The following is a 19,424-nucleotide window of genomic DNA, read 5'->3' as shown; positions in this document are numbered from 1 at the left end:
TTTTTTTAAAGTTTTTTTAAAGTTTTTTAAAAAATATTTTTTTTAAAATCACAACCAACATTTCAATGAACTTTCCCCGTAAAAACGGACTGCAAATATACAAGCTTTTATTTTACTCCCGCAAGAAAAATTTAAGTTATTTTTTAACTATTTTCTTACTTTATATTTACACTTTGTTAATGAACTTACAAACTTCACAACTACCGCTTCTCCGTTTGCGGGTGCAAATATACACACGCCTTTTAATCCCACAAACTTTTTATCCAAAAAAATTAATCTTTTTTTTCAAATAAAAAACAACAACCAAACAATCAATAACTTAACTGAAAACAAAAAATCCGCTTAAAAAAGCGGATCTATATTTTTACGATTGTGGCAAGAAAACTTCTGCCATCATACACCTGGCACTTCCACCACCACAACCTTCAATTACATCTAATGAACTAGAGATAATTTTGCAGTGTTTTTCTATTTTATTAATCTGTTCTTGAGTTAAAGAATCATATGCTGCTTGACTCATTACTAAAAAGAGTTCATCATCCTTCCCTTTTACTTGCAACATATTTCCCGCAAAGTTGTTTACTTGAGCTTCTGTAATATCTATAACTTCTTTACCATCTTCTTTTAAATGCTTCAAAACATTTTTACGCTCTTTCTTATCATCAATGGATGCTAAACAAATTACAGAGAATGTTTCAGCAAGGCACATCATAACATTGGTATGGTAAATTGCCTTTCGTTCTCCATTCACAGTTTGATTGGCGGTAAACACTACTGGAGTGTATTCAAAATCTTCACAAAACTCTATGAATAGTTCTTCATCAGCTCTTGGAGACAAAGCACAATACGCTTTTTTATTTACCCGATCTAATAATAGACTGCCTGTTCCTTCTAAAAATACATTTTCTCCTTCTGCAGAAGTATAGTCTACTACATTATCTATAACAAATCCTTTTTCTTCTAGAGTTTCCAGAATATCTTCTCTTCTTTCTAATCTTCTATTTTCGGCAAACATTGGATATAAGGCTACAGTTCCATCTTGATGGAAAGAAATCCAGTTATTGGGAAAAATAGAATCTGGTGTGTCTGAATCTGTAGTATCAGAAACAACGACTACATTTACTCCGTAGCTTCTTAATTTTTCTACATAATTATCAAACTCTTCTTGTGCTTTTGCATTTACGGTAGCAGGCAGAACATTATCTAATACTTTTTGATAATAATTATTTACTGCTGTTTGTTCATTCATCCTGAAACCCACAGGACGAATCATTAATATAGTATTGGTTGTTTGTTTCATGACTGCAAAAATAATTGATTTTCATTTTTACCAAAGATCGAAATCAAATTAATTCAACAGTTATTTACATGTAGTATTTTTCTTCTTTTTATTTTCCTCAATCTCAAGAATTCTTTTCTTTTGCTCCATTAGTATCTCAAATGTTTTTGAGGGCTTCTTTTTATAATTTAAAGAAATGATCTCTACTTTTCTACTATTGGGTTTCTTTTTCAATTTAATGTGTAGTACATACTGTGAATTATCTTCAACTGTTGTTGACTTCTTTTTTAACTGACGTTCATTTAAACAACTAATTTTAGAATTATCATTTTGTCCAAAACAAGCTCCAACACCTAATAGTGTTAAGATTAAAAAGGACAAAAGATATTTTCTATTATTCATGTGTACGTAAATTACTTGGTTGAATATACATTTTCCTAGCCATTAACTTAATTAAAACTCTATAAAACAAGTATTTGAATCGTTAAAACCAAACAAAAGACAAGTTCAAATGATATTCAAATTAACGGATTAATAAAGACTATCGTATATTACTATTCTTTATTTTTTACTTTAAAATATTCTAATTCTCATCTAAAAGCTACAAAGATTGAATTAAATATTTAAAGTTTATAATCGTTTTTTGACAAATGATCAAATTTAGTTTACATTCGCATTCTAAAATTTGAACTATGAAACTTATGCTAAAACCATTACTTTTTTTACTTTCATCTTTATTTATTATTTCTTGTAGCACCTCTTCTAAAATGGAAGATGAAATTATAGAAGAAATAAAATTAAATGCTTCTGATTTTGAAATTGAACTTGTTGGAGATCAAGTTCAGTTTAATGAGCATACTATTTACGTTAAAATAATACATAATAATAGTAGCGTAGGAATACTAAAAGCAGATTGGTACATAAATAATACTGCTGTGAGTAATTCCAATCAATCTCAACCAACACTAACAACTTCATTTAAAGATTCTGGTAATACAAGTATAAAAGCCATTATATCTTTAACTAACAACCAAATTCTTGAAATCAACAAAGATGTTGTTATTAAAGAAAAAAGTTTTTCTACGGCAAACATTTATGGTATTACTATTAATGGTATTGAAGGTTATGCCTTAAGTGATTTTTTATACAAATCTATTGGAGGTTCTACATTAACATCTTTACAATCTAAATTTATCGTATCAAACACTGATGATGATACGGTAACTTACATTTCTGACAAAAATTTCACTAATAACAGAACTCGTGGTTTTGAAGAAATTTCTTGGTTTACTACTCCAACTAATGAATTTCATAACATGAAAATTTATACTGATGGAGTACCTGAAGAAGTATTTAAAATAGATTTTTTTGGTCAAAATATTGAATTAGGAAGACCAGAACAGCTTATTTCAACAGATATTGTTTCTCTTAATACATACAGAAATCTAAAACCTAGCACTATTGACCTTTCTTCTGGTCCTATTACTTATACTTTATATGTATATTGGGAATAGAATGCTAATATTCTTAAAATATATAAAAGGCTATTTATTTGAAATAAATAGCCTTTTCTTTTTATCCTATTCCATTAGTTATGTTATAAAGCTGAGTGGAAATTTCTTTTTCTTTTAAGAACTCAATCGCTCTTTTACTTCGCATACCTGATTTGCAATATACAGCTAAGGGTTTATTTATTTTAATTTCTTTAAAACGATGTGTTAACTCTCCTAAAGGAATATGTTGCCCTCCTATATGATGTTCTTTTCTTTCCCACAGTTCTCGAACGTCTAATAAATTATATTTTTCGGCATTTAATTTTAGTTTCTCTAATTCAATTTCATTTTCAATTACTGTAACTCCACAAAATGCTTCATAGTTTTTATCTAAACGAGTAATACTGGCTTGTTCAGTCTTAGAATAATTCAGCACGAATTGACGCATGGATAGCACGTCAAAAACCAACAGTTTATTTTCCAACACATCACCTAACCCACAAATCATTTTTATCACCTCGTTGGCTTGTAAACTTCCAATTATACCTGGCAATACTCCTAAAACCCCTATTTCAGAACAATTAGGTACATCTTTAGGATTTGGAGGTGTTGGATACAAACATCTATATGATGCACTTCCTTTATAATTAAAGACACTAACTTGACCTTCAAATTTAAATATAGAACCATATACTAATGGTTTATTTGTAATTACTGCAGCATCGTTAGATAGATAACGTGTTTGAAAATTATCACTCCCATCAACTATGATATCAAACTTTTCAAATAATGCCAGTGCATTATCTTTAGTCAAGAACTCTTTATATACCTTAAATTTCACATAAGGATTTAATTTTGATAATCGTTTTGCTGCGGTTTCAGCTTTTGATAACCCAACATCATCTACTGTATATAAAATTTGACGTTGTAAATTTGTTTGATCTACTACATCAGCATCTATTATTCCAATAGTTCCAATTCCTGCTGCTGTCAAGTATTGCAAAACTGGACATCCTAATCCTCCTGCTCCAATAACTAAAACTTTAGCTTGTTTGAGTTTTAATTGTCCTGCCTCTCCAATCTCCTCTAAGATTAAATGTCTATTATACTGCTTTTGTTCTTCTTTGGTTAACTTCATTTTCACATTTCCTTTCCACAAGAAAAGTATTTATGCTCTTAATATTTTATTCTTATTGTTCTATGATTGCATTCACTTTCTCCCATAGATCATCAAAATAATTTAAAGGTACTAAACCATTGTCAGGTTCTGAACCGAATCTTACTACAACTATATTTTCACTTGGCACTACAGATATTATTTGTCCATTTGCTCCTAAAGCCGCAAAGGTATCATCTGGTGCATTTTCAGAAAGTGGACGTAATGTTACTGTTTCTAATCCTGGAGGTACAATTGAAGACTTTCCATTTAGCCAAGTTAAATATCCATAAGATTCATTTATACTTTGTGAAGTAGTTGTCATTTCATTAAAATAAAAACCACTTAATAATCTATTACCACCCCAGGTTCCTTCTGCTAATAAGAATACACCAAAACGTGCAGCATCTCTAGCAGTACTCCAATATACAATATTATCATCTAAAGGAATCCACTCTCCATTCATACCTGTTACTGCCTCTAATCTTGAATCTGTATAATCGTTGTATGATACACCTGACACATTTTCTATTACATTCTTTAAAACAGTATAGGTTCCTGTATGGTAAAACCATTGATTTCCTGCATCTACTTTATATTTAAAACATTTTGGAGTAACACAATTTAAATCTACGGCATTACTAAAACCAGTAGTCATTGTTAATTGATTTCTTAATGACACTAAGTTTTCTTTTTCTAGCTCTAAGCTAGTCCAACCTGTTCCTAAATGATCTGAAGATCTATCTAAAACATTTAACAATCCTTCCCCTTGTGCTATACCAATAAGACTTGCTGTAAGTGTTTTACCTGCTGAAGCCCAATACCATCTCGAATCTTGTGTAAATGGACCTGTATTTTGAAAGTTTGTTCCCCAATATTTTTCTAGAACCATTTTACCATCTTTCAAAATCATAAAAGCTCTGGTATCTGAATCTTCTAAAAAAGTATCTAAATCAGGAATAGCAGTTGTATCCCAACCCAAACTTTCAGCAGAAATAGTTTCCCATTCATCAGTATCAGTTGGGGCAAAATATATTAAACTATTAAAAGTTGGAGTTATAATTTTTTCACAGCTCCATAAAAACACGACTGATAGTACTACAAAATATTTTATAATTTTCATTTATGTATGGGGATTAAACATTCAACCTTCTTAATTTACAAACATTTAATATATAATAATATTGTACTTATTAATTAAAATGTTCCCAATCTTTCCAGACAACCTCTAAACCTTGCTCTTTTAACATTGCTGTAACTTCTTCTGTACTGCGTTCATCAGAAATTTCAAATTGCTCTAGTGATTGGGGTTCTACAGCATATCCTCCTGGATTAGTTTTTGATTCAGCACTGATTGAAGTAATTCCAAGTTGAACAATATGATTCCTAAAAACTTCACTTTCTCTAGTAGAAATTGATAGTTCAACATCTTCATCAAACAATCTATAAGCACAAATTAACTGTACTAAATCAGGGTCAGTCATTTCTACTTTTGGCTCTAAGCCTCCTGAATGGGGTCGCAATCTAGGAAATGAAATTGAATATTTAGTTTTCCAATAGTTTTTTTGTAAATATTTTAAATGTAGTGCGGTAAAAAAACTATCCGCTCTCCAATCTTCTAAACCAAACAAAGCTCCTAATCCTATTTTATGAATACCCGCCTTACCTAATCTGTCTGGTGTATCTAATCTATATGAGAAATTTGACTTTTTACCTTTAGGATGATACTTTTTATATTCCTCTCTATGATAGGTTTCTTGGTATACCAAAACTGCATATAAACCATTATCTATTAATAATTCATACTCATGTTGGTCTAAAGGTTGAACTTCAATTGTAATATTAGAAAAATGAGGTTTGATCAATTTAATTGCATTATTAATATAATCTACACCTACAGTTCTATTTGCTTCTCCAGTTACTAATAAAATATGATCGTAACCTTTATTCTTTAAAAATGCTACTTCTTTTAAAATTTCATCATCAGTTAGCGTCCTTCTAGGTATCTTGTTAGTAAAGCTAAAACCACAATAGGTACAAATATTCTGACATTCATTACTCAAATACATTGGCGCATACATTTGTATTGTGTTTCCAAAACGTTTCTTTGTCAACTGATGACTTAATTGGGCCATTTGTTCAATATAAGGCTTTGCAGCAGGAGAGATTAAAGCTTTAAAATCTTCTAAATCTCTTTTATCTGAAGCTAAGGCTCTTTCAACATCATTGGAAGTCTTAGAAAGTATACTTTCCATAACTGAATTCCAGTCGTAATTATTGAATATATTCTTAAAGCTCTTGGCTTTTGGCTTTTGGCTGTTAGCTATTTCTTTCGGTATCATTTTAACTTTTGGTAAAGAGAATTCAACATTTTTCTGATAATAATTATCTCTCTATTTAAAATATCAAAATCTTCCAATGACAAGTAATTTATCTCTTTTGAAAATTCTAATAAATATTCAACTTCAGCTGACGAACCTGAAGCTATATTGATGAAATGAGCAAATTCTTTTTCAGAATTTCTACTTGAACCTTCAACTAAGTTTGTTGGTATCGATAGTGATGCTCTCCTTAATTGAGAAGTAATTCCAAATTTTTCTCCTGAGGGAAATAATTTAGTTACCTCATAAACTTTTAATGCAAATTGATGTGACTTTTTCCAAACTTCAAAATTCTTATAATTTCTCATAATAATTCAAATTAATGGCCAATAGCTAAAAGCTAATCAGCTAAAAACTTCGTTAATGGGCTACTTGCTTCTGCATGCTTTTTTACTGGTGCTAATTTTGCTTCATACGCCATTCTACCTGCTTCTACAGCCATTTTAAAAGCTTTTGCCATTACTCCTGGATCTTGAGAAACTGCTATAGCTGTATTTACTAAGACTGCATCAGCTCCAATTTCCATTGCATGAGCTGCATGAGATGGAGAACCGATTCCTGCATCAACAACTACAGGAACATTTGATTGTTCAATTATAATATCTAAAAACTCTAATGTTTTTAATCCTTTATTACTTCCTATTGGCGCTCCCAAAGGCATCACACATTGCGTTCCTACTTCTTCCAATCGTTTACACAAAACAGGATCGGCATGAATGTATGGCATTACTATGAATCCCTTTTTTACTAATTCCTCCGCAGCCTTTAAAGTTTCAATAGGATCTGGTAATAAATATTTTGGATCAGGATGGATTTCTAGTTTTACCCAATTTGTTTCCAACGCTTCTCTTGATAACTCTGCTGCAAAAACGGCTTCTTTTGCATTTCTTACACCAGAAGTATTTGGTAATAAATTAATTCGTTGATGATTTAAATGAGTCAAAATATCATCTTCCTCATTTTGTACGTCAACTCTTTTTAGAGCTACTGTTACTAATTCGCTCTCACTTTCCAATAAAGCATCACGCATTAATTCTGAAGAACTGAATTTCCCTGTTCCTGTGAATAAACGTGATATAAACGTTTTATCTGCTATTTGTAATGAACTCATAATTCTTAGTTATTTGAATCTAGTTTAAAAACTTGTTCTTGTGAACTTCCTGCTTTTAATATTTGATGAAATTTTGAAATAGAATTGAAGTCTTTAGTTATTTCTCCTGATATTGCTATTCCATGGATATTTGTTTCCAATAGTGATGGTACATCTTCTAAAACAATTCCTCCGATAGCAATTACTGGAATTTCTGTATTCAATTCTTCTAAAAGTACTTGATAACCTGCCAAACCTAAAATCGGACTTAAATTTTTCTTTGTTGTGGTATATCTAAACGGTCCTAGCCCGATATAGTCAACTTGTTTTTTAAGTAAAGCTTTACAATCTTCTAGAGTATTTGCGGTACCTCCTATAATAAACAGTTTTCCTAAAAACTCTCTAACAATTGCTGGACAAGCATCAGTTTTACCCAAATGAACTCCATCTGCGTTTACTTGTTTTGCAATCTTATAATGATCATTAATTATTAATCTCGTTTGAAAATGACTGGTAATTTCTCTTGCTTTTTTAGCCGTTTCTAAAATTACCTCATCCGTTTGGTTTTTCAAACGAAGTTGAACCCATTCTGATCCTGCCGTACAAGCATTTTGAATGTTTAATAAATGTTCTTCTGGAGTGGCTCCTTGTGATATATATTGTAATTTACTTATCATTTTAAAGAATTATTAGAACACAGGAGTTAAAAGAAGTTAAGAATTCATTTTGTTTAATTTTCCTAATATTGTTCTACAATAGGAATTTAATAACTTACTAACTTCTATTAACAACTCGTTTTCATCATCTAGGCTTACTTTATATTTTAAGTCTCTTGTTAAAACTAAATAATATCTACATTCTTCTAAAGAACTCTGGGCTATATTAAAAAAACGTAGTTTGTCTTTTATTTTCTTTTTAATTTACTTTACTTCTAATTACTTCAACTTCTAAAATTCTCAACTCCTAATCTCCTTTCTCACTATACTATTTAACTCCTTACTAAAAGTGATATCCTAGTAATGTTTTATTAGAACTCAATACTTTCTCGATATATCTTTTTCCTTTAAAACAAGACTTTACTAATGGATATTTTAAAGCAATATGGCTTGCAATGGCTGATGACAAAACACAACCGCTACCGTGCTTTTCGTATATTTTTATTCCCTTTTTAGGATTAAAAGGATGTGTTTTTCCTTCTAACGTATATAAAAAGTCAACACCTAGCTTTTCTAAATTATGACCTCCTTTTAAAAACAGATTGGTTTTTGTTTGTATATGCGCAATAGTTTCCTCTATACTTTTTCGTTGATATAGATTCTGTATTTCCTGATAATTCGGTGTGATCAAATAGATTTTTGATAAAATCTCATCAAAGTCTTTCTCATTAAAATTCTCATGAAACGAAAATCCTGATGATGATTTTAAAACTGGATCTAGAATTATTTTGGATTCAGGATTTAAACTCAACACCAAATCAATAATTTTGGATAATATTATCCAATTCTCTACAATTCCAATCTTTACCACATTAACTGAAAAGCGGTTCATCAGAACTCCAATCTGCTCCAAAATAGTATCGATTTCTATCCAATCACATTTTAGAAATTCAGTATCACTTTGTATTGTATTTGCGGTACAAACAGATAAACCATAACATTTTAATTGCTCAAAGGTTTTGACATCTGCAGTTAAACCTGCTCCATTTGACGGATCAAAACCAGCAATAGTTAGTATGTAAGGACGCTGTTTCAAATTATTTAAATGAATCGTATTGTGTTTTAATTTCTATAAAGCTTTCTACTGGAGTTCCCATATTCCAAACTCCTCCTAAAACTCCTATTCCTTTAAAACCAAGTTTAAAAACCTCAGGTATAGTTTTGGAATTTACTCCGCCCATTCCTACAATTGTTTTGTCAATGTAATTAACATTAAAACCTCTTCCTTCATATCCTTGTTTAGATATTGATGAAAACACTGGACTTAATAAATGGTAATCAAATTTTATTGAACAAGCATTCAACACATCTGGTTCATGAAAAGAACTACTTACTGAAAAGCCTTCAGACTTAAATAATTGAAAATACTCAAAAAGTTGATCTCCTAAATCTATTCTTGGTTGTTCTTGTATATGAATTCCTTTAAGCTGGAATTCTTTGCATAAATCATGAAATTGATGAATTACAATCCTTTGATAGAATTGTTTGTCAACATTTCTAAGAAGCTCACGATAACCATCAATAGTAAAAGTTGGCTTTCTTAGATGCGACACTTCTAAACCATTTTCAAACAATTGGTTTAAAAGTATTGCCTCGTTTTCTATTTCTTGTTCAGAAGTAAGAACTATTAACATATTCAATTATTAATTATACATTTATGATAGTTCTCGACTACGCTCGAACTGACATTAAAGTAATATCTTATAAATAAACTTCTGACCCTTTTTCTTTGAACTCTTCTGATTTTTCTTTCATTCCCTGCTCAATCGCACTAGATTCCTCTAAATCTTTCTGTGCGGCATAATCTCTCACTTCTTGAGATATTTTCATAGAACAAAATTTTGGTCCACACATAGAACAGAAATGTGCAATTTTTGCTCCTTCAGCTGGTAAAGTTTCATCATGATATTCCCTAGCTAATTCCGGATCTAAACCTAAATTAAATTGATCTTCCCAACGGAATTCAAAACGTGCTTTACTTAAGGCATCATCTCTATGTTGTGCTCCTGGATGTCCTTTTGCTAAGTCAGCAGCATGTGCAGCTAATTTATATGTAACTACTCCAGTACGAACGTCATCTTTATTCGGTAAACCTAAATGTTCTTTTGGTGTAACGTAACATAACATTGCAGTTCCGTACCAACCAATCATTGCTGCTCCAATACCTGAAGTAATATGATCATAACCTGGCGCAATATCAGTTGTTAATGGTCCTAATGTATAAAAAGGAGCTTCACCACAAGCTTCTAATTGCTTATCCATATTAGCTTTAATCATGTGCATTGGCACGTGACCCGGACCTTCAATAAAGCACTGTACTTCATGTTTCCAAGCTATTTTTGTTAACTCTCCTAACGTTTCTAATTCTGCGAACTGAGCTTCATCATTTGCATCTGCAATACAACCAGGACGTAAACCATCTCCTAGAGAAAAAGCCACATCATAAGCTTTCATAATCTCACAAATCTCTTCAAAATGCGTATATAAGAAGCTCTCTTTGTGATGTGCTAAACACCACTTTGCCATAATAGATCCACCACGAGATACAATACCTGTAATACGTTTTGCGGTCATTGGCACATAAGCTAAACGAACTCCAGCGTGAATTGTAAAATAATCTACACCTTGTTCTGCTTGCTCTATTAAGGTATCTTTAAATATCTCCCAAGTTAAATCTTCCGCTACACCATTTACCTTTTCTAATGCTTGATAAATTGGAACCGTACCGATTGGAACTGGAGAGTTACGAATAATCCACTCTCGAGTTTCATGAATATTTTTTCCTGTAGATAAATCCATAATATTATCAGCTCCCCAACGACAAGCCCAAACCGCTTTTTCTACTTCTTCTTCAATAGAAGATGTTGTTGCCGAATTACCAATATTTGCATTTATTTTCACCAAGAAATTACGCCCTAAAATCATAGGTTCTGCTTCTGGATGATTAATATTTGAAGGAATTACAGCACGACCTCTTGCTACTTCTTCACGAACAAATTCTGGAGTTATTTTCTCAGGAATACTTGCTCCAAAATCTTGCCCAGGATGTTGTTTAGACAAACGTGTCATTTCATCAATTCGTTGATTCTCACGAATGGCAACATATTCCATTTCTGGAGTTATAATTCCTTTTTTAGCATAATGTAATTGTGTAACATTCTCTCCTTTTTTAGCTCGTTTTGGTTTATGCTTTAAATTAAAACGTAAATGATCTAAACTTTCATCATTTAATCTTTCGTTACAATAATCTGATGTGAAAGATTCTAACTCTTCTACATTACCTCTACTTGTAATCCAATTTTCTCTAATTCTTTCTAATCCATTATGGATGTTGATTTCCTTATCTGGATCTGTATACGGTCCTGAGGTATCATAAACCGTGACTGGTTCATTTGGTGTGCGTTTTTTCGTCATTGAATCTACAGTGTCATTCAATGTAATTTCTCGCATTGCTACTTGAATTTCAGGATGTATTTCTCCCTGAACATAAATCTTTTTAGAATTTGGAAATGGATTTCTAGTTACTCCATCTTGTTTTGGTGCTGTATCTTTTTTCTTCATTGAAAAGGTTGTTTTGTTGTTCGTTTTTATCCTCCTTGAGTAGATTTAATAATCAATACATTATCATTCTCTGATAATTTATGATTACTCCAGTCAGACTTTTTTACAATTGAATTATTTACGGCAATAGCAATTCCATTGGATTGAATATTTAGTTCTTCAATCATTCCGATGAGATTACACTCCGTTTTGAAAGTTTTATTAGAATCGTTTATTTTAACTGTTATCATAAAAACAAATTAAATAAACTCTAGAAGCATCAACACATCCAATAAAGATGTACTATAATGAAGATTACTTTTCCCTACGCTGGTATTAACCAAATCAGGTTCTAAGGATATTTCTCAAACTAGTTTTACTAGCTACTCCTAAAGTTTCAATGTTACAAATATAAGGCTTTATTCTCCAACTTAATAAAGAAAAGTTTCTCACTTAAAACAAACATGTTTATAACTTCTTCACAAAGTCAAACACAAATTAAAACATTGAAATACAAAAAAACTGAACACTAAAACGCTATTTATTTAAAATTCCCTTATGGTATTGTTTAACAAGAAGTAATCTTATTCTTATAACATAACTTTAAACAATACTACCACTTTCTTACTTGAATTAAACACACTTATGACTTTTTTTTAGGCTCTTAGAGTATTATTAGACTTATACTTCAAGTATTTAATGAACTTTACTGTGTCCACAAAAGATTAGTATCATTTGAACTTAATGATACTTGGACTTAAAGGGAAACAAAATTCAAGTATAATACTACAAATTAAGCTTTAATATAATTAAAAAACTTTTCTATAGGGTTTAACTATAGAGGCGTTAATCCGAAAAGCCTTACGAGTAGGAATAACTAAACTCAATTTTTTATTATGTCAAATCAAACTGCAACAAAAGAAAACACATTAGTAGGTGGATGGACAGCTTACAGACCTTTAACAGCTGAAGATAAAGCTGTTTTTGAAGAAGCTTTAAATGGATTTGTAGGAGTGATTTACACTCCAGAGCAAGTAGCTACTCAAGTAGTAGCTGGAACGAACTACCGTTTTAAATGTAGTGCTTCTGTACCTCCATCAGATGTAGTATGGGAAGCAATTGTGGAGATATTCCAACCATTACCTGGACAGGGTAAACCTCATATTGTATCTATTACAAAATTATAATAATATAAAAGTCAGAGAAGATGTTTTTCTCTGACTTTTTAAATCATTACGATAATTCATTCAATAATCTACTATGAATATAGAAAAGAAAATATGGGAAGATGAAGTTTTTCCTAGTTTAAATGATAACTTGGTTATAGAGTTTGAAATTCAAAATTACAACAATCAAGAAACATTCATTATTTCTACTAAAGTATTTTGGAAAAATAATCCTATGGATCTATATATTCCAGATATAATAACTATCGGTACTTCTAATAATATAGAATATAATTTTAGAAACGACATTACTATTAAAGGCAACCTATTCGTAAAACAATTTGTAGATTTTCAAACCAAGGATAAATTAGGTGTTTTTATGGATCTTTATTATTATAATGGTTATAAGACTAATTACATTTGGCACACCGATGGGTTTACCATTAGCTTTAATCCTATTTTAAACACTAATATTGATATTCCAAAACCTAATGAACCTTTATAAAATTGGTTCTCATATTATTCTCTTATTAAAGGCAAAGTAGAACAACGTAACAAACCTTCTTGTTTAGCTATTTCAGCATAAGGTACTTCCTCTACTGTAAATCCTTTCTCTCGTAACCAAGTATTTAATCTAGTAAAGTTTTTTTCAGAGATAATTACATTTTCAGAAATAGAGAAAACATTACTATTCATATTGTACATTTCTTCTTTAGTAATTTCAAAAATATTTTCCTTTCCGAAGAAATTCACTAACCATTCATATTCTCGATCTACTAGAAAACCATTTTTATGTAAAATAGCTTTATCTTTTCCGATAGGCTGAAAACAACAATCTAAATGCAATGCATTTTCTTTTGGATCATCATTTGATTTTCTTAATTCAAAAGATTTTACTGTTTTTTCTGGAAATAACTCTTGTAATGCAATCACTGCATCCGTATTTGTTCTTGCTGTAATATAACTTGAGTAATCTTCTCCCGAGTATGTTCCTATAAAGATATAATCATTCCAAGGCATTACATCACCTCCTTCTACATGACACTCTTCTGGTAACTCTATCACATTCTCAGGATTAATTTGAGAAACTACATGCTGAATAGCTTCGTATTCTCGTTCTCTATCTGGTAAAATGTTTGCTTTTATAAGTTTATCTTCAATGACAAAGGCAATATCTCTAGAAAAAATTTGATTATAATCTTTTATGACTTCAGGGCGAAAAACTTGCACATCGTACTTTCTAAAAACTTCTGCTACTGCTTCCATTTCAGCAACCATGTCTTCTTCTGTAGGATAAGTTCCTGCAATAACATGTTGTCTACTTTTTGGATCATAACAATCTTCTACCTTAGGAATTGGACCATTACTTTTTGCTGTTCCTAATACTACAGCTTTTAATTTTGAAGTCTCGTTTTGAATATTTAGTTGTAACATATAAAAAAAATGTCATCCCAAATTTTACTCTAGAATGACATTATATTATTTTAGTTATGATTATCTTTTATTTATCTTAACAAAAGGACGATAGTTCTCTCCTGTATATACTTGGCGAGGACGACCAATTGGTTCTTTACGTAAACGCATCTCTCTCCATTGTGCAATCCATCCTGGTAAACGTCCTAAAGCAAACATTACTGTAAACATTTCAACAGGAATATCCATAGCTCTGTAAATAATTCCAGAATAGAAATCTACATTAGGATATAGCTTTCTTTTCACGAAATATTCATCACTTAAAGCTTCTTGTTCTAAACCTTTTGCTATATCTAATACTGGATCTTCAACTCCTAAATCGTCTAACACTTCATCAGCAGCTACTTTAATAATCTTTGCACGTGGATCGAAGTTTTTATATACTCTGTGTCCGAATCCCATTAAACGGAAAGGGTCTTCCTTATCTTTAGCTTTACCCATGTACTTCTTAGTATCTCCACCATCAGCTTTAATTGCTTCTAGCATTTCTAATACCGCTTGGTTGGCTCCACCGTGTAATGGTCCCCATAAAGCTGAAATACCAGCAGATATAGAAGCAAATAAACCAGCATGAGAAGAACCTACAATTCTTACCGTAGATGTAGAACAGTTTTGTTCATGATCAGCATGTAAGATTAATAATTTATCAAGTGCATCTCTTACAATTGGGTTGATTTCATAATCTTCATTCGGTTTCTCAAACATCATCTTCATAACATTCTCTACATAACCAATCTTACGCGAACCATAGTTTAAAGGTAAACCTTTAACTTTTCGCATTGTCCAAGCTACTAAAACTGGGAATTTACCCATTATTTTCACAATAGCATTGTACATATCTTCTTCTGAATCTACATTAACAGATGAAGGATTGAAAGCAGTTAATGCTGATGTTAATGAAGATAATATCCCCATTGGGTGAGAGTTCTTAGGAAATGCATCAATGATCTTTTTAATATCATCGTCTACAATTGCATTATCTAAGATATCATTGTAAAATTTATCTAATTGCTCCTGAGTTGGTAATTCACCAAAAATCAATAAATAAGCAACTTCTAAAAAATCAGCTTTTTCAGCTAGCTCCTCAATTGAGTACCCTCTGTAACGTAATACACCTTCTTCTCCATTTAAAAATGTAATAGCACTTTGACAAGAACCTGTATTCTTAAAACCTGGATCTATAGTGATTACTCCTCCTGTAGCTCCTCTTAATGTTTTAACATCTATTGCAACTTCATCTTCCGTTCCTTTAACTAACGGAAATTCATAGGTATTTTCGCCAATTTGTAATTTCGCTATTTCTGACATTTTTGTGTATCGTTTTTAATTTAAATGTTGCAACGAAGATACCATTTTTTGAAGTATCTAAAAAATCCTGACATGTAGATTTTGAATACCAAAAAATTATATGCTAATAATAATTATTTATAAAAAAGCACCTCTAAACGAGATGCTTTTCTTCTTTGTAAATTATACTAAACTTTATTTTATAGCTATTTTTTTAGTGTATGCTTTTCCATCTACAAATCCTCTTACTATATATACACCTGTTTTTAAATCATTTATACGAGAAAAATTTTCTTCCAATGACTTCGTGTTTTTTAATTCTAATAATAATCTTCCATTAAAATCATAAACTTGGATATCTATCTTTTGATCTAAATTCTGCTTTAACTCTACAGTTGAAACTATATTTCTTCTTGCATTTTTAGGTGTTACTGTAACATCAACACGAAATGTTCTCTTATTTTTTCCATCATAATTCGTTAAATTAATTTCTTGTGGAGTAAAGTTATAATTCGGATGTGAGAATTTTATTCTTCTTGGTTCCCCTGGTCTAGCTGGAAATGAGTAATACAAACGTGCCCTAGCTTTAGCTCCATGTATGTACCAATTTGATTCTAAACTTGAGTTTACGACTACATAATCTTCGAAGTTGCTTCCATCTGCTTTTTTAAATCTACCTCTTACTTCATTAATTCTATTCGCTTCATTCATTACATTACGTGCTGAATAATTACCTTGCTCATAAAAATCCACAGCCATAGATGGTCTTTTTCCAAATGAAAACCAGCTTCTAATTAACTTATTATACATACGATTGTACTCATTAGCATCTTTTGCTTTGCTCTTATCTCCTACTCCTAAAGGTGCGTCTACAGCAAAGTTATTGATTGTTAACAAAGAGGTTTTATTATTTCCTCTTCCTGGGTTTCCTGCAATTTCAAAACGATGTTTTTGGCTTAACTCTGATACTTGATTTGCAGCAAAATCGTTTTGGCGTGTAAATTTAAATTCATAATGTAACCAAGAAGGGGCGCTACTTCCAAAATCTTTTTCCGATAATACAATTAACCTTTTATTATCGTTAATTAATTTTTTTAATGTAGGCCAAACTTGTAGATTGTTGGGGTGAGCATATACATATTTCATCACATTTGCACTAGAACTACATCTATTTCCTTTTCCTGCAAAAGCATCTTTGATATGATTTACAGTAACACCATTATCTATTTGCATATGTAATGTGATAATTTCGTTTTTATTATTGTTTAAAAAGTTATTAATTTTTGATAAGAAATCACACATCTCCATCCAATATGCGAAACCAGCTGGTCCATGCCCTAATCTTAAAAAACGACCTTTAAAAAAGTTCGTAGTTCTACCGTATTGTAAATCTATCATAAAGCTTCTTCCCCCATTATTTAATTGTGTATTCACAGAGTGTGCTTGATTTAACCCTCCTGTGAGACCATTGTCTGAAGCATTAATTTCTGGGTTTTGATAAGCATTATGGTTAATTAACCATGAAACTTCATCATATCTTCTATCTAAATTTAATGTACTAGAAGATTGAGAAGAAACTGTTGAAACCGATACAACAACTGTTAATGCAAAAAGTAGTTTTTTGAAAAAAATCATATTTTATAGTTTTTAATTGATTACGAGGTTGTTTTTCTTATTCATATGATTCTACTTCATTTTTGAGTGTTTCAAAAAAGAAATGACATCTTTTATTTCTTGATCAGATAAATTTAATTTGGTTAATCATACTATTTAGTTAACAATATTGAATAATGAGCCTTTCCTTGTTATTAAAAAAATTGTTAAAATTAGTTTCGGTATAAATAACTTAGCTAATCTATTCATCACTAAATTTCTAGTTTAATTTATTATGCCAACTAAATAAATATCCACAATTAAACTTATGAAGTACTGCGATTTATAATATGATTAATAAAAGATTAAGTAGTTTAATTTAAAATTATGTCGATTTAGTAGTAAAAATTATCTGCTTCAATCCCAAAATCAGCCTATACAATTTACTAACAGTGAGTTAACAATAATTTTTCTTAGTTTTTATCTATTTTGAGAATTAATTTTTATATGATATTAAAATAACAGGGTTCCCTCGTTATAGAAAGTTATTAGTAAGTATTTACAAATAGAAATCTCTTTTGAATCTTCTCTAAAGCAAACATAAGTCATTGTAAATAAGAAAAATAAAACACTAACAAGTATTAATGCGTGATATAATTTGAGTAAGTGTAAGAATAAGGATAAAGAATATTAAAGTACATTTCGCTACAAAAACTTCCTTTATTTTGTTTTTGCTAGGAAAGCGTCTTTAATTGTGAAAATTTTGAAAGAAAGTTAATTTAAGTCTGGTTTTAGTTCGCAGATTTTTACCAAATAAGCGTATTGATATTTACCTTATAGAAAAGAAAAAAGCTCGTAACATAAAATTATGTTACGAGCTTAAATAAATAATTTAATAATAGTATTCTTAAATTTTGAATGCTTTATCTTGAGGGTAATATGCTACTTCGGCTAGTTCCTCTTCGATACGTAATAACTGATTGTACTTTGCCATTCTATCAGATCTAGAAGCAGAACCTGTTTTAATTTGTCCTGTATTTAATGCTACAGCTAAATCTGCAATAGTATTATCTTCTGTTTCTCCTGATCTGTGGCTCATTACAGAAGTATATCCAGCATTATGCGCCATATTTACAGCAGCAATAGTTTCTGTTAACGTTCCTATTTGATTTACTTTAATCAAAATAGAATTTGCTGTTTTATTTTCTATACCACGAGATAAACGTTCAACATTAGTAACAAATAAATCATCACCTACTAATTGAACTTTGTCTCCTACTTTTTCAGTTAAATACTTCCATCCATCCCAGTCATTCTCATCCATTCCATCTTCAATAGAAATAATAGGATATTTTTCAGTTAACTCAGCAAGATAATCCGCTTGTTCTTTACTTGTACGAACTTTACCTTTATCTCCTTCAAATTTAGTGTAGTCGTATTTACCATCTACATAAAACTCTGCAGAAGCACAGTCTAAAGCAATCATAATTTCATCTCCTAGTTCATATCCTGCGTTCTTTACAGCCAAAGCAATTGTATCTAAAGCATCTTCTGTTCCATCTAATGTTGGAGCAAATCCTCCTTCATCTCCCACTGCCGTAGATAAATCTCTTTTGTGTAATACTTTCTTTAAATTATGGAAAATTTCAGATCCCATTTGCATCGCATGTGAAAAACTATTTGCTTTTACAGGCATTACCATAAACTCTTGAAAAGCTATAGGTGCATCTGAATGTGATCCTCCATTAATAATATTCATCATAGGAACTGGTAAAGTATTTGCTGAAACACCACCTACATAACGATATAATGGCATTCCTAATTCATTAGCAGCTGCTTTAGCTACAGCTAACGAAACACCTAATATCGCATTTGCACCTAATTTTGATTTATTTGGAGTACCATCTAAATCAATCATCATTTTATCTATTAGGTTTTGTTCAAAAACAGAAACTCCTAATAACTCTTGCGCTATAATAGCATTTACATTTTCAACAGCTTTAGAAACACCTTTACCCATAAAATTATCTCCACCATCACGTAATTCTACGGCTTCGTGCTCTCCTGTTGATGCTCCAGATGGAACTGCTGCTCTACCTAAAATACCATTTTCTGTTGTTACATCTACTTCTACTGTAGGATTACCTCTAGAATCAAAAATTTGACGTGCATGAATGTTTATAATGATACTCATTTTGTATGTTTTTTTTAGTGATTTGACTGTAGCTAATTTACAAATGCTACAAAATT

General features: G+C 30.8%; 20 protein-coding genes and 1 riboswitch. Of the genes, 3 read left to right on the top strand and 17 right to left on the bottom strand.

The features are described 5' to 3' along the window. Positions 1–364: 364 nt before the first annotated feature. Together ctlX and BVC87_RS12095 are read right to left on the bottom strand one after the other, a co-directional pair. On the bottom strand, positions 365–1,300 hold the full coding sequence (ctlX, locus tag BVC87_RS12100) for a citrulline utilization hydrolase CtlX (RefSeq protein ID WP_075342645.1): 936 nt from the start codon (positions 1,298–1,300) through the stop codon (positions 365–367). A 60-nt stretch (positions 1,301–1,360) separates the two neighbouring features. Continuing rightward, on the bottom strand, positions 1,361–1,681 hold the full coding sequence (locus tag BVC87_RS12095) for a hypothetical protein (RefSeq protein ID WP_075342644.1): 321 nt from the start codon (positions 1,679–1,681) through the stop codon (positions 1,361–1,363). 290 nt (positions 1,682–1,971) lie between these two features. Here BVC87_RS12095 and BVC87_RS12090 point away from each other — a divergent pair, with 290 nt between their 5' ends. Continuing rightward, positions 1,972–2,793 carry a hypothetical protein gene (locus BVC87_RS12090; protein WP_075342643.1) on the top strand — a complete coding sequence of 274 codons (822 nt, stop codon included), beginning with the start codon at positions 1,972–1,974 and terminating at the stop codon, positions 2,791–2,793. Positions 2,794–2,854: 61 nt separating this feature from the next. Here BVC87_RS12090 and moeB read toward each other — a convergent pair whose 3' ends face one another. The 11 genes from moeB to thiS all read right to left on the bottom strand — a co-directional run bounded on the left by moeB (position 2,855) and on the right by thiS (position 11,906). Continuing rightward, a complete protein-coding gene (gene moeB / locus BVC87_RS12085; protein WP_075342642.1) occupies positions 2,855–3,910 on the bottom strand; it encodes a HesA/MoeB/ThiF family protein in 1,056 nt (351 codons plus the stop codon). Between the two features lie 52 nt (positions 3,911–3,962). After that, a complete protein-coding gene (locus BVC87_RS12080) occupies positions 3,963–5,051 on the bottom strand; it encodes a serine hydrolase domain-containing protein (protein WP_075342641.1) in 1,089 nt (362 codons plus the stop codon). A gap of 70 nt (positions 5,052–5,121) precedes the next feature. Then, positions 5,122–6,270 (bottom strand): 2-iminoacetate synthase ThiH, encoded by a 1,149-nt coding sequence (gene thiH / locus BVC87_RS12075; protein ID WP_075342640.1) that lies wholly within the window; start codon positions 6,268–6,270, stop codon positions 5,122–5,124. After that, a complete protein-coding gene (locus BVC87_RS12070) occupies positions 6,267–6,617 on the bottom strand; it encodes a four helix bundle protein (RefSeq protein WP_075342639.1) in 351 nt (116 codons plus the stop codon). Before BVC87_RS12070 ends, thiH begins: the two co-directional genes overlap by 4 nt. 32 nt (positions 6,618–6,649) lie before the next feature. Next, positions 6,650–7,420: a thiazole synthase gene (locus BVC87_RS12065; protein WP_075342638.1), complete on the bottom strand. Its 771-nt coding sequence runs from the start codon at positions 7,418–7,420 to the stop codon at positions 6,650–6,652. Positions 7,421–7,425: 5 nt separating this feature from the next. Then, a complete protein-coding gene (gene thiE, locus BVC87_RS12060; RefSeq protein ID WP_075342637.1) occupies positions 7,426–8,076 on the bottom strand; it encodes a thiamine phosphate synthase in 651 nt (216 codons plus the stop codon). Positions 8,077–8,112: 36 nt separating this feature from the next. After that, positions 8,113–8,307 carry a four helix bundle protein gene (locus tag BVC87_RS12055; protein WP_262509525.1) on the bottom strand — a complete coding sequence of 65 codons (195 nt, stop codon included), beginning with the start codon at positions 8,305–8,307 and terminating at the stop codon, positions 8,113–8,115. Positions 8,308–8,398: 91 nt separating this feature from the next. Beyond that, complete coding sequence (locus BVC87_RS12050) at positions 8,399–9,151, bottom strand: hydroxymethylpyrimidine/phosphomethylpyrimidine kinase (RefSeq protein ID WP_075342636.1); 753 nt, start codon at positions 9,149–9,151, stop codon at positions 8,399–8,401. Between the two features lies 1 nt (position 9,152). Continuing rightward, complete coding sequence (locus tag BVC87_RS12045) at positions 9,153–9,749, bottom strand: thiamine phosphate synthase (RefSeq protein WP_075342635.1); 597 nt, start codon at positions 9,747–9,749, stop codon at positions 9,153–9,155. A 67-nt stretch (positions 9,750–9,816) separates the two neighbouring features. After that, entirely contained in the window at positions 9,817–11,676 is a 1,860-nt protein-coding gene (thiC, locus tag BVC87_RS12040) for a phosphomethylpyrimidine synthase ThiC (RefSeq protein ID WP_075342634.1), read from the bottom strand. Positions 11,677–11,702: 26 nt separating this feature from the next. After that, complete coding sequence (gene thiS / locus BVC87_RS12035; protein WP_075342633.1) at positions 11,703–11,906, bottom strand: sulfur carrier protein ThiS; 204 nt, start codon at positions 11,904–11,906, stop codon at positions 11,703–11,705. Positions 11,907–11,960: 54 nt separating this feature from the next. After that, positions 11,961–12,056: riboswitch (TPP riboswitch) on the bottom strand. A gap of 495 nt (positions 12,057–12,551) precedes the next feature. Here thiS and BVC87_RS12030 point away from each other — a divergent pair. Both BVC87_RS12030 and BVC87_RS12025 read left to right on the top strand, forming a co-directional pair. Further along, a complete protein-coding gene (locus BVC87_RS12030; RefSeq protein WP_075342632.1) occupies positions 12,552–12,842 on the top strand; it encodes a hypothetical protein in 291 nt (96 codons plus the stop codon). Between the two features lie 73 nt (positions 12,843–12,915). Further along, entirely contained in the window at positions 12,916–13,326 is a 411-nt protein-coding gene (locus BVC87_RS12025) for a hypothetical protein (protein ID WP_075342631.1), read from the top strand. A 14-nt stretch (positions 13,327–13,340) separates the two neighbouring features. Here the strand turns inward: BVC87_RS12025 and BVC87_RS12020 are convergent, their stop codons facing one another. The 4 genes from BVC87_RS12020 to eno form a co-directional block, all read right to left on the bottom strand. After that, positions 13,341–14,255: a dimethylarginine dimethylaminohydrolase family protein gene (locus BVC87_RS12020; protein WP_075342630.1), complete on the bottom strand. Its 915-nt coding sequence runs from the start codon at positions 14,253–14,255 to the stop codon at positions 13,341–13,343. Positions 14,256–14,315: 60 nt separating this feature from the next. Then, positions 14,316–15,602, bottom strand: a complete 1,287-nt coding sequence (locus BVC87_RS12015; protein ID WP_075342629.1) for a citrate synthase — start codon at positions 15,600–15,602, stop codon at positions 14,316–14,318. A 174-nt stretch (positions 15,603–15,776) separates the two neighbouring features. Continuing rightward, on the bottom strand, positions 15,777–17,216 hold the full coding sequence (locus BVC87_RS12010) for a T9SS type A sorting domain-containing protein (protein ID WP_075342628.1): 1,440 nt from the start codon (positions 17,214–17,216) through the stop codon (positions 15,777–15,779). Between the two features lie 865 nt (positions 17,217–18,081). After that, on the bottom strand, positions 18,082–19,368 hold the full coding sequence (gene eno / locus BVC87_RS12005) for a phosphopyruvate hydratase (protein ID WP_075342627.1): 1,287 nt from the start codon (positions 19,366–19,368) through the stop codon (positions 18,082–18,084). Between the last annotated feature and the right edge of the window lie 56 nt (positions 19,369–19,424).

This window comes from Tenacibaculum agarivorans (genome assembly GCF_001936575.1).
Taxonomy (GTDB): Bacteria; Bacteroidota; Bacteroidia; order Flavobacteriales; family Flavobacteriaceae; genus Polaribacter; species Polaribacter agarivorans.
This window is presented reverse-complemented; position numbering and strand designations above follow the sequence as displayed.

Coding starts and splice junctions, on each gene's coding strand:
- ctlX (WP_075342645.1), bottom strand. CDS start 1,300: ATGAAACAAACAACCAATACTATATTAATGATTCGTCCTGTGGGTTTC.
- BVC87_RS12095 (WP_075342644.1), bottom strand. CDS start 1,681: ATGAATAATAGAAAATATCTTTTGTCCTTTTTAATCTTAACACTATTA.
- BVC87_RS12090 (WP_075342643.1), top strand. CDS start 1,972: ATGAAACTTATGCTAAAACCATTACTTTTTTTACTTTCATCTTTATTT.
- moeB (WP_075342642.1), bottom strand. CDS start 3,910: ATGAAGTTAACCAAAGAAGAACAAAAGCAGTATAATAGACATTTAATC.
- BVC87_RS12080 (WP_075342641.1), bottom strand. CDS start 5,051: ATGAAAATTATAAAATATTTTGTAGTACTATCAGTCGTGTTTTTATGG.
- thiH (WP_075342640.1), bottom strand. CDS start 6,270: ATGATACCGAAAGAAATAGCTAACAGCCAAAAGCCAAAAGCCAAGAGC.
- BVC87_RS12070 (WP_075342639.1), bottom strand. CDS start 6,617: ATGAGAAATTATAAGAATTTTGAAGTTTGGAAAAAGTCACATCAATTT.
- BVC87_RS12065 (WP_075342638.1), bottom strand. CDS start 7,420: ATGAGTTCATTACAAATAGCAGATAAAACGTTTATATCACGTTTATTC.
- thiE (WP_075342637.1), bottom strand. CDS start 8,076: ATGATAAGTAAATTACAATATATATCACAAGGAGCCACTCCAGAAGAA.
- BVC87_RS12045 (WP_075342635.1), bottom strand. CDS start 9,749: ATGTTAATAGTTCTTACTTCTGAACAAGAAATAGAAAACGAGGCAATA.
- thiC (WP_075342634.1), bottom strand. CDS start 11,676: ATGAAGAAAAAAGATACAGCACCAAAACAAGATGGAGTAACTAGAAAT.
- thiS (WP_075342633.1), bottom strand. CDS start 11,906: ATGATAACAGTTAAAATAAACGATTCTAATAAAACTTTCAAAACGGAG.
- BVC87_RS12030 (WP_075342632.1), top strand. CDS start 12,552: ATGTCAAATCAAACTGCAACAAAAGAAAACACATTAGTAGGTGGATGG.
- BVC87_RS12025 (WP_075342631.1), top strand. CDS start 12,916: ATGAATATAGAAAAGAAAATATGGGAAGATGAAGTTTTTCCTAGTTTA.
- BVC87_RS12020 (WP_075342630.1), bottom strand. CDS start 14,255: ATGTTACAACTAAATATTCAAAACGAGACTTCAAAATTAAAAGCTGTA.
- BVC87_RS12015 (WP_075342629.1), bottom strand. CDS start 15,602: ATGTCAGAAATAGCGAAATTACAAATTGGCGAAAATACCTATGAATTT.
- BVC87_RS12010 (WP_075342628.1), bottom strand. CDS start 17,216: ATGATTTTTTTCAAAAAACTACTTTTTGCATTAACAGTTGTTGTATCG.
- eno (WP_075342627.1), bottom strand. CDS start 19,368: ATGAGTATCATTATAAACATTCATGCACGTCAAATTTTTGATTCTAGA.